The 15285-nt window shown below is 37.2% G+C and carries 12 protein-coding genes; 9 read left to right on the plus strand and 3 right to left on the minus strand.

All coding sequences use genetic code 11. The features are described from left to right. Positions 1–16: 16 nt before the first annotated feature. From ACX5JI_RS16305 to ACX5JI_RS16315, 3 genes are all read right to left on the minus strand, one after another. Positions 17–499 carry a MarR family winged helix-turn-helix transcriptional regulator gene (locus tag ACX5JI_RS16305; RefSeq protein WP_459502080.1) on the minus strand — a complete coding sequence of 161 codons (483 nt, stop codon included), beginning with the start codon at positions 497–499 and terminating at the stop codon, positions 17–19. Positions 500–703: 204 nt separating this feature from the next. Then, the gene (locus ACX5JI_RS16310; protein ID WP_459502081.1) at positions 704–2215 is read right to left on the minus strand and encodes a sensor histidine kinase; all 1512 of its coding nucleotides are present in this window, start codon (positions 2213–2215) and stop codon (positions 704–706) included. After that, positions 2212–2898, minus strand: coding sequence for a response regulator transcription factor (locus ACX5JI_RS16315; RefSeq protein WP_459502082.1), 687 nt, complete (start codon positions 2896–2898; stop codon positions 2212–2214). Before ACX5JI_RS16315 ends, ACX5JI_RS16310 begins: the two co-directional genes overlap by 4 nt. A 245-nt stretch (positions 2899–3143) precedes the next feature. On the opposite strand from ACX5JI_RS16315, the gene ACX5JI_RS16320 reads away from it, so the two are divergent. The 9 genes from ACX5JI_RS16320 (at position 3144) to gabT (ending at position 15140) form a co-directional block, all read left to right on the plus strand. Then, on the plus strand, positions 3144–5417 hold the full coding sequence (locus ACX5JI_RS16320) for a glycosyltransferase family 39 protein (protein ID WP_459502083.1): 2274 nt from the start codon (positions 3144–3146) through the stop codon (positions 5415–5417). A gap of 15 nt (positions 5418–5432) precedes the next feature. After that, positions 5433–6368, plus strand: coding sequence for a glycosyltransferase family 2 protein (locus ACX5JI_RS16325; RefSeq protein ID WP_459502084.1), 936 nt, complete (start codon positions 5433–5435; stop codon positions 6366–6368). A 386-nt stretch (positions 6369–6754) separates the two neighbouring features. Then, positions 6755–7618, plus strand: a complete 864-nt coding sequence (locus tag ACX5JI_RS16330; RefSeq protein ID WP_459502085.1) for a peptidylprolyl isomerase — start codon at positions 6755–6757, stop codon at positions 7616–7618. A gap of 464 nt (positions 7619–8082) precedes the next feature. Then, entirely contained in the window at positions 8083–8319 is a 237-nt protein-coding gene (locus tag ACX5JI_RS16335; protein ID WP_001254393.1) for a YiaA/YiaB family inner membrane protein, read from the plus strand. Between the two features lie 141 nt (positions 8320–8460). Next, positions 8461–8751, plus strand: coding sequence for an Asp-tRNA(Asn)/Glu-tRNA(Gln) amidotransferase subunit GatC (gene gatC / locus ACX5JI_RS16340; protein WP_000087000.1), 291 nt, complete (start codon positions 8461–8463; stop codon positions 8749–8751). A 15-nt stretch (positions 8752–8766) separates the two neighbouring features. Further along, complete coding sequence (gene gatA, locus ACX5JI_RS16345; protein ID WP_459502086.1) at positions 8767–10224, plus strand: Asp-tRNA(Asn)/Glu-tRNA(Gln) amidotransferase subunit GatA; 1458 nt, start codon at positions 8767–8769, stop codon at positions 10222–10224. 14 nt (positions 10225–10238) lie between these two features. Then, on the plus strand, positions 10239–11669 hold the full coding sequence (gene gatB, locus ACX5JI_RS16350; protein WP_459502087.1) for an Asp-tRNA(Asn)/Glu-tRNA(Gln) amidotransferase subunit GatB: 1431 nt from the start codon (positions 10239–10241) through the stop codon (positions 11667–11669). A 601-nt stretch (positions 11670–12270) separates the two neighbouring features. Beyond that, complete coding sequence (locus ACX5JI_RS16355) at positions 12271–13176, plus strand: diacylglycerol kinase (RefSeq protein WP_459502088.1); 906 nt, start codon at positions 12271–12273, stop codon at positions 13174–13176. Positions 13177–13778: 602 nt separating this feature from the next. Then, the gene (gene gabT / locus ACX5JI_RS16360; protein ID WP_459502089.1) at positions 13779–15140 is read left to right on the plus strand and encodes a 4-aminobutyrate--2-oxoglutarate transaminase; all 1362 of its coding nucleotides are present in this window, start codon (positions 13779–13781) and stop codon (positions 15138–15140) included. Positions 15141–15285 lie beyond the last annotated feature (145 nt).

Below are 15285 nucleotides of genomic sequence, written 5' to 3' on the forward strand. Positions count from 1 at the left end.
AAACCCATAAAGGGTTTTATTCAATCGGGATGTTTTTCATCTTAGGTGTAGGAAACTTCTCGACTTGTTTTTGTTGTGATGTAGCGATGTGGTTCATAATTTTTTGGAAGATTTGTAGTAAGAATGCTTCCTCTTCCTCTGATAATGCTTCTGTCACAAGAGTAAAGTAATGAGCCGCATTTTGTTTCACTTCTTGAACGAGTAGCATACCTGCTTCTGTTAAGCGAATTAATACAATGCGTCGGTCACTTTCATTTCGATAGCGCTCAATATATCCTTTTTTCACAAGGCGATTTACAACACCTGTTGTTGTGCTCATTGGAATATCAAGCAGTTCAGTGATTTTTGTCATCGTAATATCTGTATTTCGCTCCATCCATAGCAAGCAGAATACTTCCGTTTTAGAAAGTGATAAATCAATGGTTACCCATTCTTCTGGATAGAAAAGCTTCTTTGCATTATCTAGCAGTAAATCTAAAAAATGTTCGTATTGCAACAATTATTTCCACTCCCGTATATTTCGAGGTTCGTAATATTTACTTTTATTCTATGCTGGATAGGGATAAATGTCAAATGGTTATTTAGATTTTTCAGTTTATTTATAGGGAGGTTATTCTTTCTAAGAGTTAATATAAGGATAAGAAAAAGGAGAGAGTAATGATTTTCTCCTTTTTCTCATAACTTTAAAAGAGAATAGCGCTATTTATGTTAACGGGAGATAAACAAAAAATGTAGTTCCTTCGCCAACTTTACTTTTCACTGATACTGTTCCGCCATGTGCATGAACAATAGTTTGCGTAATAGAAAGGCCTAGACCAGCCCCGCCGTGCTGCCTTGTTCGAGAACTGTCTATTCGATAAAAACGATCGAATAGATGGGGGAGATTTTCTTGTTTTATACCGGAGCCATTATCCCGAATAGAAAGTTCCACTTGATTGTCTACGACCATTAAAGAGAGTGTGATTTTTCCTGTAATCGGGTCAGTATGTTGAACTGCATTGTGAAATAAGTTTAAGACGACTTGTTTCATTTTATCGGCGTCATAATGCCCTTTTATACCTTCTGTTAGATCGTGTTCTATCGTTCTGTTTCCGCCTAGAACGCTTAACTGTGGCCCCATTTGTCTAATAAGGTTGGTAATATTAGTTTCCGATAAATATAGTCCAGGTTCGCGGTCCATTTTCGCAAGAAACAATAAATCTTCCACCAATTTAATAATACGTTTTGATTCGCCGTGCATACTATTTAAAGCATTATAGAGTTGTTCCGGACGATCTGCGGCACCTCGTAATAACACTTCTAAGAAACCATGAATTGATGTAAGTGGTGTTCTGAGTTCGTGAGAAGCATCGGCGATAAAACGCCTCATTTGTTCTTTCGTTTCCCTTTCATACTCAAAGGATGCTTCCAATCGTTCGAGCATCTCATTATACGTTTCTGATAAACGATCGATTTCTTCTTGTCCTTGATTTGTGGGTAGGCGCTTAGCTAAATTACCTGCATTTGTATTTTTTACTGCGTTTACAATGTTCGAAAGAGGAACAAGTGTTTTTTTCAGAACTGGCAAATATAGTGTTAAACCAGCAATTAATGCAAGACCAGACAGAATAATGAAAGTAAGGAGTTGCTGAAATAGAATATCACGTAAAGGTCCAGTATCCGTTCCGATTTGAAGGACATAATCAGGAGCTGGGTCTAAATTTCCATCCGTACCATCAGGAATGCCTCGAATTGGTCTAAATACGATTAACTGTTCCATTCCTTCTTTATTACGTACGACTCTATATTCGATTTGTTTATGACTCGAGAATTGCTCTAATATTTTTGTATAATCGTTGTTTGGCAGCTTTGGTGAAGACATCCCTGTACTTTCTGCGAGATCTTCGTAACGACCGTCTTTCCCGATAACTGCTAATGAAATATCTTGTGAAAATAGAAATTTTGGTCGGTTTGGTGTAGGAGTGTCTCCCGCTGTATCTTTACTGAAGGGAAGTAAATCTGTTTCCGATCTAATTTCAGGAGGTAAAGACATCATCTTTGCTCGTAATGTTTCAGCCTCATTTTTATATAAAAAGTCTTTCATTACCCAATACTGTAAAAGGCCAATGCTTAAAAGAATAAGAGATACGATAAATAATGTGCGCGTTAAAAGTTGACGACGCAAAGAGTGAGGGGAAATGCCCTTTTTTATAAAAGAAATAAAACGCCTAATCATGGTAGATCCACACGGTAACCCGCTCCCCTAATTGTACGAATGAGTCGATGTTCTTTATCTTTTAATTTCTCCCGAAGTGAGCGAATATACACCTCTACAATATTTTCATCTCCTTGAAAATCATAGCCCCATACCTTATCAAGTATCATTCCTTTGCTTAATACAATTCCATGATTGATTACAATGTATGTAAGAAGTTCATATTCAGTCGGAGAAAGTTCCAAAACTGTACCGTTAAATAGTACCTCTTTTCTACGATCGTCTAACTTAAACGGACCGTAAATCACTTCGCCAAATAGGTTCGGAAATTGATTGCGAAGACGGGCGTGTATACGAGCGAGTAATTCATCGAAACTGAACGGTTTTATCATATAATCATCTGCGCCTAACGTCAGTCCCTTCACCCGGTCATCCACTTCGTCTTTTGCGGTAAGCATAATTACAGAGGTGTGTGACCCGCTTTTTTTAATCATACGACATACTTCAAATCCGTCGATGCCGGGCATCATGACATCTAGTATTGCAACATGTGGCTGAAATTCTTGTGCCGAGTTAATAGCGCTTATCCCGTCAGAAGCTTTTTTTACCTCATATCCTTCGTTCATTAATCCTATCTCTAAAAATTGTAAAATGTGTGGTTCATCATCTACTAATAATATTTTAACCCCATTAAGAGAGTTCATCTTTTTCATGCCTCCTGTGCTGTACTTATTACTATTATTTACGATTATGCTGAAAATTTGCTGAAAGTAGTCTGAAATAGTAGTGGAATTTTGGGATTCCTTCCTATTTAACTCTTAAGGTTAAAGGTATTTTACGTATTCAGGAAACTTTCAGCTTATCTTCAAGTCCATTTCAGGTAGAAGGATGATAATACAGTCATGGCCTAGTTCAAAATATAAAATAATGAAGAAGGAGCTGCAATATCATGTTTTCACGATTACAAAAACGATTAGATGTGCCGTTAATAGTAATAATTTTATTGGCAGTCTTTTTAAATGGATATAACATTTGGACCGATCAATATGCAAATACTTATTACACCACTACAGTAGCAAGTATGTTGCAAAACTTCCATAACTTCTTTTTCGGTTCTCTCGATTCAGCAGGATCTGTAACAGTGGATAAACCACCTGTTACATTTTGGATACAAACAATAAGTGCTTATATTTTTGGTTTGCACGGCTGGAGTGTGATTCTTCCTCAGGCATTGGCTGGGGTGGGATCAGTACTGCTCATTTATTTTTTAGTAAAACCATCTTTTGGTTTAGCTGCAGCACGACTTAGTGCTTTAGCTTTTGCATGTACGCCAATTGCAGCGGCAGTGAGCCGAACAAATAATATTGATAGTATGCTCGTATTTACCCTTTTGTTAGCTACTTGGCTGTTATTTAGAAGTGTTAAGCGAAGTAGTATTTGGAGTCTCTTTGGTTCCTTTACAGTAATAGGTGTAGCTTTCAATATGAAGATGCTACAGGCTTATATGGTGCTTCCGGCTTTTTATATTTTCTATGTTTGGGCTGCAAAAGTAAATTGGAAGAAAAAGATCGGTTTACTTTCTGGAGCAACAGCAATCATGCTTACTATTTCTCTTTCATGGGCAGTTATCGTGGATGCTATTCCTGGAGATAAAAGGCCATATGTCGGTAGTAGTGAGACGAATTCGGTTCTGGAATTAGCGTTTGGTTACAATGGACTTTCGCGTCTTACAGGAAATCAAGGAGGCGGCGGGGGAGCACCCGGTGCGAATGATAAACAGCAACCACTTGATAATAATGGAAGCATGACGAATAATGATGCTGAAAATGGAGGTAACTCAGTAAATAATGGTGATGGTAACCAAGAAGTTCCTAATATAGATAATTCATATCAATCACCTCAAGATAACAATGAGGTAAAGCCGAACGATGGCAATGAAAATGGAGATGATGATAGCGAAGGCGTTCAAATGGGTAAAGGAGACGGCCCGCCGGGAGGTAATAATGGTGGTCCTAATGGTAAGGCAGGCGGTAATTTTGGAACTGGTGAAAAAGGGCTACTTCGTTTATTCCAGTCTGAATTGTCAGGACAAGCTAGTTGGCTTCTTCCATTTGTTGCAATCGCAAGTGTCGGCTTACTGGCTGGTTTACGAAGAAGCAATATAACACTCAAACATAAAGAAACGGTCTTCTGGCTCGTATGGTTAATCCCAGCAATGGCATTCTTTAGTATTGCAGGTTTCTTCCATCACTATTACTTGATTATGCTTGCAGCTCCTATTGCAGCTCTATTTGGAGCTGGTTCGTCGCAGCTTTTTGAGGATTATAAAAATAGTGCTGGTTGGAAATCTTGGTTATTGCCAGCAGCAGTTGTAGGAACAGCGGGATTCCAGTGGTACATTATTCATCCGTATGATGATGTAATTGGAGCTGTTTGGTCTATCGGTATCGCGTCTGCAGGAGTAGTATTTGTCCTATTGCTTGCACTGTTTAAATATAGAAAAGCGAATGTAAATCGTATCGCAAGTGTTGCAGGATTACTTATATTGCTAATTGGACCATTGTATTGGGCTGCTACGCCGATTACATATGGCGGGAACAGTATGTTGCCACAGGCGGGACCAAGCTCGGCAGATGGTAAAGGGAATATGGGTGGTTTCCCAGGAGGAATGGTGCCTCCAGTGAATGGACAAGGAGATCCGGGCGCTGGTGAACTTCCGACTGAGCAAGATCGTGACGATAAAATGGACAATGCATCAGAAAATGATACGAAAGCGCCGATGAATAGTGAACAACCTTCGGGAATGCCAAGAAACAAGCAAGGTGGAATGAATAGCGAGAGTTTAGATAGTAAAACATTGTCATACTTAAAGAAAAATAATACTGGTGAACAATATTTATTTGCTACAACAAGTTATCAAACGGCAGCACCTTACATGATAGATAAAGGAGAATTCGTGATTACGATGGGTGGATTTTCTGGTTCCGATCCAGTTTATACCGTTGAGAAATTGAAAAAATTAGTATTAAGTGGGAAAGTGAGATACTTCCTTATTTCAAATGAAGGAATGCGCGGTGGAAGTTCTGAAGTGACAACATGGATTCAGGAAAATGGTGAGGAAATTCCATCTGAAGAATGGCAGACAACGCAAAACAGTGACAAGGAAAGCGGTAATATGGGTGGTCCTGGGCGCTCAAATACTTTATATAAAGTAACGTTGTAAAGGAGTCGAATGAGAATGGGAAACGATATATGTTATTCGATTATAATCCCTATGTATAACGAAGAATCAGTGATTGAAGAAACGTATCGAAGACTGAAAAAAGTCATGAAAGATACGAATGAGACGTATGAGTTACTGTTCATTAACGATGGAAGCCAAGACAAATGTGCGGATATTATAAAGGACTTTGCTAGATGGGATAAAACAGTGAAACTCATTGACTTTTCCAGAAATTTTGGTCATCAGATTGCAATCACAGCTGGCATGGATTATGCAAAAGGGGATGCTGTCATTATCATCGACGCTGATCTACAAGATCCACCTGAGTTAATTTTGCAAATGATTGAGAAATGGAAAGAAGGTTATGAAGTCGTCTACGCAAAACGAATGAAGCGCAAGGGCGAAACATGGTTTAAAAAGTGGTCGGCAAGCACGTTTTATCGCGTGCTTCGCGCTTCCACAGATATCGATATACCAGTAGATACTGGAGATTTTCGTCTTATGGACAAAAAGGTATGTAAAGAAATGAAACGGATAAATGAGAATAATAGATTTGTTCGGGGATTAGTCAGTTGGGTTGGATTTCGTCAAACAGCAGTTGAATATGTTCGAGATGAACGGTTAGCAGGCGAAACAAAATATCCTCTTAAGCGAATGATAAAGCTATGTTTGGATGGAATTCTTTCTTTCTCTTATAAACCATTGAAGTTGGCGGTTTATTCAGGTTTACTCTTATCTGGATCGGGTTTCCTATACTTTATGTATGTTGTATACCTGACCTTATTTACTGAGGCAACCATGAAAGGCTGGTCTTCTATAATTAGTATCATGCTAATTTTTAACGGCTTTATGTTATTTATGCTAGGGATCATTGGTGAATATATCGGACGGATTTATGATGAAACTAAAGGAAGACCTTTATATATTGTTCGGGAATTTTATGGAGAATAAGAACAGTTAAAGTAGAACTATGAAGTCATGTATAAATAAGAATTTGATACATGTTTTTACTAATAACAAAAGCATAATCAAAAGGGTTACTATATAAATTCAAATTGAAAAACCGACATAAAAACCATTTCTTTTTAGATGGGAGAGAGGATCCGGCCCAGCATAGAAGCGGTCAGTGCCTTTTTTAACCCCATTCCATGTGAAAACAGAAGGAGAAAGTGAGTGAATGTCTCTGTCTGTTCTTCATAACCATAATGTATCTGTTAGTAAATCAATTTGTATTTATATAATAATATTTAGTAAATATCTATTAACGTTTTTCTAAGAAAGACAAACATATTCTATTAGGGAAATTGATAATTAATATAGAACGGAGAGAAAGAAACATGAAAAAAACAATTGCAGCGTTATCTTTTAGTCTAGCACTTACGATGGGAATGGTAGGATGCTCATCCTCCAGTAGTGAAGCCATAGTAAAAACAGATGCTGGGAATATTACAAAAGATGACTTATATGAGGTGCTCAAAACATCGAACGGAGCAACAGCATTAGAAAATTTAATTGAAGAAAAATTATTAAGTACAAAATATAAAATTTCTAATGAAGAATTAAATAAAGAACTTAAGGAAATAAAATCTCAGTATGGTTCAGATGATACATTTGAACTAGCGTTAACTAGTAACGGATACGCTGACGAAGCTGCTTTTAAAAAGCAATTAGAGTTAAGCTTACTGAAAGAAAAGGCTACTACAGAAGGGATTAAGACGTCTGAGAAAAAGTTAAAAGCGTATTATGATGAAAATAAGGTGAACTATGAATATGTGACAGCATCTCATATTTTGGTTAGTACAGAAGAAGAAGCGAAAGAAATAAAACAACAGCTGGATAATGGAGCGGATTTTGCTACATTAGCAAAGGAAAAATCTACAGATACAACTTCTGGTGAAAAAGGCGGTTCTCTTGGTGAATTTACGCGCAGTGAAATGGTAACGGAATTTGCAGAAGCTGCATTTAATCAAGAAGTTGGTACAATCAGTGATCCGGTGAAAACAGATTATGGTTACCATATCATCAAGGTTACTAAGCATGAACAAAAGAAATATAATGATAGTAAAGAACAAGTGAAAACAGATTATTTAAATACGAATGCTAAATCGATTGACGATGTAATGAATAAATTGAAGGAAAGTGAAAATGTGGAGATTATAGATAAGGATTTAAAGAAACAACTATCTACGGATAAATCTTAATGTCTGTATCTTGTTACAGAATACCTTCGTTTTAGAAGAAGATAAAGAAAAGTTAGCTATACTATTTTAAAAATGATCTAAAACCCGATTTTTAAGTAGAAGAGAGCATCCGCCCGGTAACGGTAGTCTATGCTAAGTGAAAACAAACAGAGAAAATGAGTGCAGATCTTCTTTTGTTTTCGTAGCCCGGGCTTATATGTCAAATAGCTAATTCTAAAAGCGTTTGTATTTTAATTGTCACTAATGAATGTTTTAGTAGTTCTCATATTGCTTTTTATTCCATGTTCAGCTGAAATATATGTAAAAACATTTTCAATTTTCGCATTATACAAAAAATACAATTTATAATAGAAAATGTGTGTGATAGAGTAATAAAAAAGAGAAAAATATTTTACATAAAAATCCATAGTAGGAATAGTAATATATGTACCTATTATAGATGTCAGCTAATAAGGGGGCGAACCATGAGAAGAAGAAATACGCAAGCATTCACGTTTTTGGCATGGACTTCATTCGTTTGTGCTCTTTCAGGGATGTTAATCGGGATTTATACATTAGATGAAACGCTTAGTGTGAAAGGGTATTACTTAATTGGAACATTATTTTTAACAATGTCATGCTTTGTACTCCAAAAAACAATTCGTGATAATGAAGAAGATAATGAACGTTTTCCAAAAAATAAACCGTTAGATAAAGAGTAAGTGGTGAAGAAAGGCGAGGGCCTTTCTTTTTTTATGCAAAAATGCTGTAAGTGCCGTGTGTTGACTTGCTTGAAGTACTGAAAATTTGGTATCATCAATAGTATTGTAGATTGAACGATATATTATGGAGGTGGCTTAGCCGTGTCAAGAATTTCCGTTGAGAATGTAAAGCACGTAGCACATTTAGCACGTCTTGCGATTACTGATCAAGAAGCAGAAAAATTTCAAAAACAACTAGATGCAATTGTTACATTTGCAGAACAGTTAAATGAATTAGATACAACAAATGTAAAACCAACAACTCACGTATTAACTATGAAAAATGTTATGCGTGAAGATGTTCCAGAAAAAGGTTTACCAGTAGAAGAAGTATTAAAAAATGCACCGGATCACAAAGATAATCAAATCCGTGTTCCAGCAGTATTAGAATAGAGGAGGGGAATTTCGATGTCATTATTTGATCATTCTGTATCAGAGTTACATAAGAAGTTAAACAACAAAGAAATTTCCGTTACGGATTTAGTAGAAGAATCTTACAAACGTATTGCGGATGTTGAAGATAACGTAAAAGCTTTTCTTACATTAGATGAAGAAAATGCGCGCGCGAAAGCGAAAGAGTTAGATGCAAAGATTGGTGCTGAAGATAATGGTTTATTATTCGGTATGCCAATTGGTGTGAAAGATAACATTGTAACAAATGGTCTTCGTACGACTTGTGCGAGCAAAATGTTAGCAAACTTCGATCCAATTTATGATGCGACAGTTGTGCAAAAGCTAAAAGCTGCTGACACAATTACAATCGGTAAATTAAATATGGACGAGTTCGCGATGGGGTCTTCAAATGAAAACTCAGGTTTCTATGCTACGAAAAACCCGTGGAACTTAGATTACGTTCCAGGCGGATCTAGTGGTGGTTCTGCAGCAGCAGTAGCAGCTGGAGAAGTATTATTCTCTCTAGGTTCTGACACTGGTGGTTCTATCCGTCAGCCAGCTGCATATTGCGGTGTTGTCGGCTTAAAACCAACTTACGGACGTGTATCTCGTTACGGACTAGTAGCATTCGCGTCTTCACTTGACCAAATCGGACCGATTACACGTACAGTAGAAGACAATGCATACTTATTACAAGCTATTTCAGGTATTGACCGCATGGATGCAACTTCTGCAAATGTTGAAGTTGGAAACTATTTAGCAGGTTTAACGGGCGACGTTAAAGGGTTACGCATTGCTGTACCAAAAGAGTACTTAGGCGAAGGTGTTGGCGAAGAAGCTCGTGAGTCAGTACTAGCTGCTTTAAAAGTATTAGAAGGTATGGGCGCAACTTGGGAGGAAGTATCTCTTCCGCACTCTAAATACGCTCTAGCAACGTATTACTTACTATCTTCTTCAGAAGCATCTGCTAACCTTTCACGCTTTGATGGCGTACGTTACGGTGTTCGTTCTGATAACGTGAATAATTTATTGGATCTTTACAAAAACACACGTAGCGAAGGATTCGGTGATGAAGTAAAACGTCGTATTATGCTTGGTACATTTGCACTTAGCTCTGGTTACTATGATGCATATTACAAAAAAGCACAACAAGTACGTACATTAATTAAGAACGACTTTGAAAATGTATGTGCTAATTATGATGTTATTATTGGACCAACAACGCCAACTCCAGCGTTCAAAGTAGGCGAAAAAGTTGATGATCCAATGACAATGTATGCAAATGATATTTTAACAATCCCAGTAAACTTAGCGGGTGTTCCAGCGATTTCTGTTCCATGTGGATTTGGTGCTAACAACATGCCACTTGGTTTACAAATCATTGGTAAACACTTCGATGAAGCGACAATTTACCGCGTTGCACATGCGTTTGAGCAAGCAACAGACTATCATACAAAAAAAGCAAGTCTGTAAGGAGGCGAGCATAGATGAATTTAGAAACAATTATTGGTTTAGAGGTTCACGTTGAGTTAAAAACAAATTCGAAAATTTTCTCTGCGAGTCCAACAGAATTCGGAGCAGAGCCAAATACACAAACAAGTGTAATTGACTTAGGATACCCAGGGGTACTTCCAACTTTAAATAAAGAAGCAGTTAACTTTGCAATGAAAGCTGCAATGGCACTAAACTGTGAAATCGCAACGGAAACAAAATTTGACCGTAAAAACTATTTCTATCCAGATAATCCGAAAGCGTACCAAATTTCTCAATTTGATAAGCCGATTGGAGAAAATGGTTGGATTGAAATTGAAGTAGACGGCAAGAAGAAGCGTATCGGTATTACACGTCTTCACTTAGAAGAAGATGCAGGTAAATCAACGCATACAAGTGAAGGTTACTCATTAGTGGATTATAACCGTCAAGGTATGCCGCTAATTGAAATTGTATCTGAGCCAGATATGCGCACTCCAGAAGAAGCATATGCATATTTAGAAAAACTAAAATCAATCATTCAATATACAGGCGTATCCGATTGTAAGATGGAAGAAGGTTCTCTGCGCTGTGATGCAAACATTTCTCTTCGTCCAGTTGGACAAGAGAAGTTTGGTACAAAAGCAGAGCTGAAAAACTTAAACTCTTTCACTTATGTACAAAAAGGTCTTGAACATGAACAAGTGCGCCAAGAAAAAGAATTATTGTCTGGTGGTATCATTCAACAAGAAACACGTCGTTATGATGAAGCAACGAAGAAAACGATCTTAATGCGTGTAAAAGAAGGATCTGACGATTACCGTTACTTCCCAGAGCCAGACTTAGTTGAGCTTTACATTGATGATGAGTGGAAAGAGAGCGTTCGTGCTTCTATCCCAGAACTTCCAGATGCTCGTAAAGTTCGCTATGTCGAAGAGCTTGGCTTACCAGCTTATGATGCACATGTATTAACATTGACGAAAGAAATGTCTGATTTCTTTGAAGCAACAGTTGCAGACGGTGCTGATGCAAAATTAACATCAAACTGGTTAATGGGTGAAGTACTAGCATATTTAAACAAACAACAAAAAGAGTTAAAAGACGTAGCATTAACGCCAGCTGGTCTATCTAAAATGGTTCAATTAATTGAAAAAGGTACAATCTCTTCTAAAATTGCGAAGAAAGTATTTATCGAGTTAATTGAAAAAGGTGGAGACCCAGAAGAAATCGTTAAGGCAAAAGGTCTTGTTCAAATCTCTGATGAAGGTACACTTCGTAAAATCGTAACAGACATTCTTGATAATAACGAACAATCTATCGAAGACTTTAAAAACGGTAAAGACCGTGCAATTGGCTTCTTAGTTGGTCAAATTATGAAGGCAACAAAAGGACAAGCAAATCCACCACTTGTTAATAAAATCTTACTTGAAGAAATTAATAAGCGATAATAACGAAAAGTGGAAGCGAATTGTTTAGAATAGGGGGTCATTGGAGCTTCTAACAGAGGGGGCTTTGCCTCGGAGGAAGAAGTGAAATGGCTGAGTATTTTAGTCGCTGGAACTGGATATCTATTAAAGATTAAACAGAGGAAGCACCCATATTTGGGTGTTTTTTCTGAGTTAATCAAACGTTTGTTTAAATTCAGAAATTATTTAAACAAACGTTTGATTAACTAACAAAAGTGAGAAAATGATTGTATAGCAAATATGGTATGATAGTTGCAAAAAGGTGGGAATAATGATAAATCTAGACATAGAGGTTTTTTTCATCTCATGAAATAATAGATAATTGTTACCCTTGTTTTGTATGTAAGAAAGAGAAAGTACTAGGATGAATGAAATAATATATATTGCTTGATGAATGGAATAAAGCAAAGCAAAGCTATACGTTAGTAGAGTGTTTTTACATGTTGCTGATGTCAAACAGTAAGAACTCGGAATCTAATGTGCTACAAAAAGGATATGGAGATGAGAGGAGGTAGGCATAGGAACGCTGATATAGGTTCGGTGTGTTCTTTTTTCGTAAATAAGGAATTTCCTGTGCCAATGAATGATGAAGCGAGCAAGAATAATTTATAACCCTACTTCTGGTCGAGAGTTATTTAAAAAGAGCTTACCAGAAGTATTACAAAAGTTAGAACAAGCAGGATATGAAACATCTTGTCATGCGACAACGGGACCTGGAGATGCAACTGTGGCAGCGAGGCAAGCGGCAGATCGTAAGTTTGATGTTGTCATTGCAGCAGGTGGTGATGGAACGTTAAATGAAGTGGTAAATGGTTTAGTAGGGAACGAACATAGCCCAAAGTTCGGTATTATTCCAGTTGGGACGACAAATGATTTTGCGCGTGCAATCGGTGTGCCCCGTTCTATTGAAGAGGCTGCTGATATTATTTGTGAAGGCAATACGGTTCCATTAGATCTTGGTAGAGCGAACGATACATATTTTATTAACATTGCTGGCGGCGGACGTATTACAGAATTAACATATGAAGTACCAAGTAAGTTAAAAACAGTATTAGGACAACTTGCGTATTACTTAAAAGGTATTGAAATGCTACCATCGTTACATCCAACATATGTTGAAATTGAGTATGATGGAAAGCTATTAAAAGAAGAGATTACAATGTTTTTAATTACGAATACGCGTTCAGTTGGCGGGTTTGAAAAGGTAGCCCCATATGCGTCAATTAATGATGGTTTATTCGATTTATTAGTGTTAAAGAAGGGCTCTATTGCTGATTTAATTAAAGCAGCAACACAAGCGCAGCGCGGGGAGCATATTAATAATCCAAAAGTTTTATATACGCAGGCAAATCGTATTAAAGTTCATTCGCCGGATAAATTAATGATTAACTTAGATGGTGAATATGGCGGAGATGCGCCAATGGAATTTGAAAATATGTATCATTGTCTAGAGCTATTTGTTCCTGAACATACAGAGGATGCCTTATAAGGGCATTCTTTTTTCAGTTTGTTTGAAAACAGAAGCTAGGGAGCTTTTGTTTTTTTGTCGTTTTTTGTTGGTTAGTCGATATCCTTTGTCGAATCGCTGATATATTGTAAGAAACGGTTGATATATTTGAAAAATCGCTGATAAAATTTCATTCACCATTTTATATGAACAAACTTAGTCAGCTTACCATGTTTCACTTTATAATTTTGTAGCATTTCTCTTTCTCCACAGCCTCTTTTATTAATTGTAAATCGTTTTAATCTTAAGGGGGGAGTAGTTGTTAGAGATACGCCAACAAATTTACATGTAGCGAAAAATAGCGGGGCTTGTTAGGCAATTGGAGTTCTTTCTGGGACAGACATTAGCTAATCTTGTACAACATTCTGGGGCCTTATTTCTAGCTTTAGTGAATTCATTTGGAAACAACGGAAGTCTAGTGTATAAACAAAATAAGTCTATAACGACTTGTTGCAAGTCGTTATAGACTTATTTTTTGTGTCGAAATACTGAGAGGATTAGAAGGGTACTACATTTATAAGTTGGCATGCATCTTGCAATATAGAAAAAGAAAATCAATAGTGTAGAAAAGGATGGGAGAAACAATGGATACAAAATTCGCTAAAGTAAACGAACAAATTCCAGGACCAAAAGCAGCTTCTTTATTAGAGCGACGTCAAAATATCGTCCCAAGAGGCGTGAGTAATGGGATTTCAACATTCGTACAGTCAGCTGATGGTGCGCTTGTAACAGATGTTGATGGAAATCAATTTATCGATTTTGCAGGAGCAATTGGCACAATTAATGTAGGACATTGTCACCCTGCTGTGAAAGAGGCGCTTCATAAACAAGTAGATCAATATATCCATACTGGCTTTAATGTAATGATGTATGAGCCGTATATTGAATTAGCGGAGAAGCTTGCGGCATTAGCTCCTGGAAACTTTGAAAAACAAGTACTATTTTTAAATAGCGGTGCTGAAGCAGTTGAAAATGCTGTGAAAATTGCTCGTAAATATACGAAAAGACCTGGCATTATTGCGTTTTCAAAAGGATTTCACGGCCGTACTTTGATGACAATGACGATGACGAGTAAAGTAAAGCCTTATAAATTTGGATTTGGCCCATTTGCACCGGAAGTATATAAAGCACCATTCCCGTATGAATATCGCCGTCCAGAAGGTCTAACAGATGAACAATACGATAACTTTATTATTGAGGAATTTAAGAACTTCTTAATATCAGAAGTTGCACCAGAAAGCATAGCGGCCGTTGTGATGGAGCCAGTTCAAGGTGAGGGTGGCTTTATTGTTCCAAGTAAAAAATTTGTACAGGAAGTACGTCGTCTTTGCTCGGAACATGGCATTTTATTTGTAGCGGATGAAATTCAAACAGGTTTTAGCCGTACAGGCAAATACTTTGCAATAGATCACTATGATGTCATTCCAGATTTAATTACTGTATCGAAATCATTAGGGGCAGGCGTACCAATTAGTGGTGTTATAGGGAAAAGAGAAATTATGAATGAATCAGCACCAGGAGAACTAGGCGGAACATATGCGGGAAGTCCATTAGGATGCGCTGCTGCATTAGCTGTTTTAGATATTATAGAGAAAGAAAATTTAAATGATCGAGCTCTGTATGTAGGAAAGGTTGTAATGGATCGATTTGAAGAAATGAAGAAAAAATATAACTGTATTGGTGATGTACGTGGTTTAGGAGCGATGTGTGCATTCGAACTTGTTAAAGACCGTACAACGAAAGAAGCAGATAAAGCATTAACGGCAAGTTTATGTGCTGAAGCAAATAAACGAGGTCTGCTCTTATTATCTGCTGGAACGTATGGGAATGTCGTTCGTGTATTAATGCCGCTTGTCATTACAGATGAACAACTAGAAGAAGGGCTTACAATTATTGAAGATTCTTTGCAAGTTTGTTACGAGCAAGCAGATATCGCTCGTGTGTAGAAAATAGAATACAAATTGAAAAATAAAAGCTTTTCTTTTTTGGAAGAAGAGAGAGCGTTCGGTCGTGTATGGAAGCGGTCAATTCCTTTTTTAGCCATATGCTAAGTGAAAACGAGTGAAAGTCCTTTTTCTTTTAATAGCAGCG

This window comes from Bacillus sp. C1, assembly GCF_054570475.1.

Excerpts from the sequence above, each read along its gene's own strand:
- ACX5JI_RS16310 (WP_459502081.1), bottom strand. The coding sequence starts at position 2,215 with ATGATTAGGCGTTTTATTTCTTTTATAAAAAAGGGCATTTCCCCTCAC.
- ACX5JI_RS16325 (WP_459502084.1), top strand. The coding sequence starts at position 5,433 with ATGGGAAACGATATATGTTATTCGATTATAATCCCTATGTATAACGAA.
- ACX5JI_RS16355 (WP_459502088.1), top strand. The coding sequence starts at position 12,271 with ATGATGAAGCGAGCAAGAATAATTTATAACCCTACTTCTGGTCGAGAG.
- ACX5JI_RS16315 (WP_459502082.1), bottom strand. The coding sequence starts at position 2,898 with ATGAACTCTCTTAATGGGGTTAAAATATTATTAGTAGATGATGAACCA.
- gatB (WP_459502087.1), top strand. The coding sequence starts at position 10,239 with ATGAATTTAGAAACAATTATTGGTTTAGAGGTTCACGTTGAGTTAAAA.
- ACX5JI_RS16335 (WP_001254393.1), top strand. The coding sequence starts at position 8,083 with ATGAGAAGAAGAAATACGCAAGCATTCACGTTTTTGGCATGGACTTCA.
- ACX5JI_RS16320 (WP_459502083.1), top strand. The coding sequence starts at position 3,144 with ATGTTTTCACGATTACAAAAACGATTAGATGTGCCGTTAATAGTAATA.
- ACX5JI_RS16330 (WP_459502085.1), top strand. The coding sequence starts at position 6,755 with ATGAAAAAAACAATTGCAGCGTTATCTTTTAGTCTAGCACTTACGATG.
- gabT (WP_459502089.1), top strand. The coding sequence starts at position 13,779 with ATGGATACAAAATTCGCTAAAGTAAACGAACAAATTCCAGGACCAAAA.
- gatA (WP_459502086.1), top strand. The coding sequence starts at position 8,767 with ATGTCATTATTTGATCATTCTGTATCAGAGTTACATAAGAAGTTAAAC.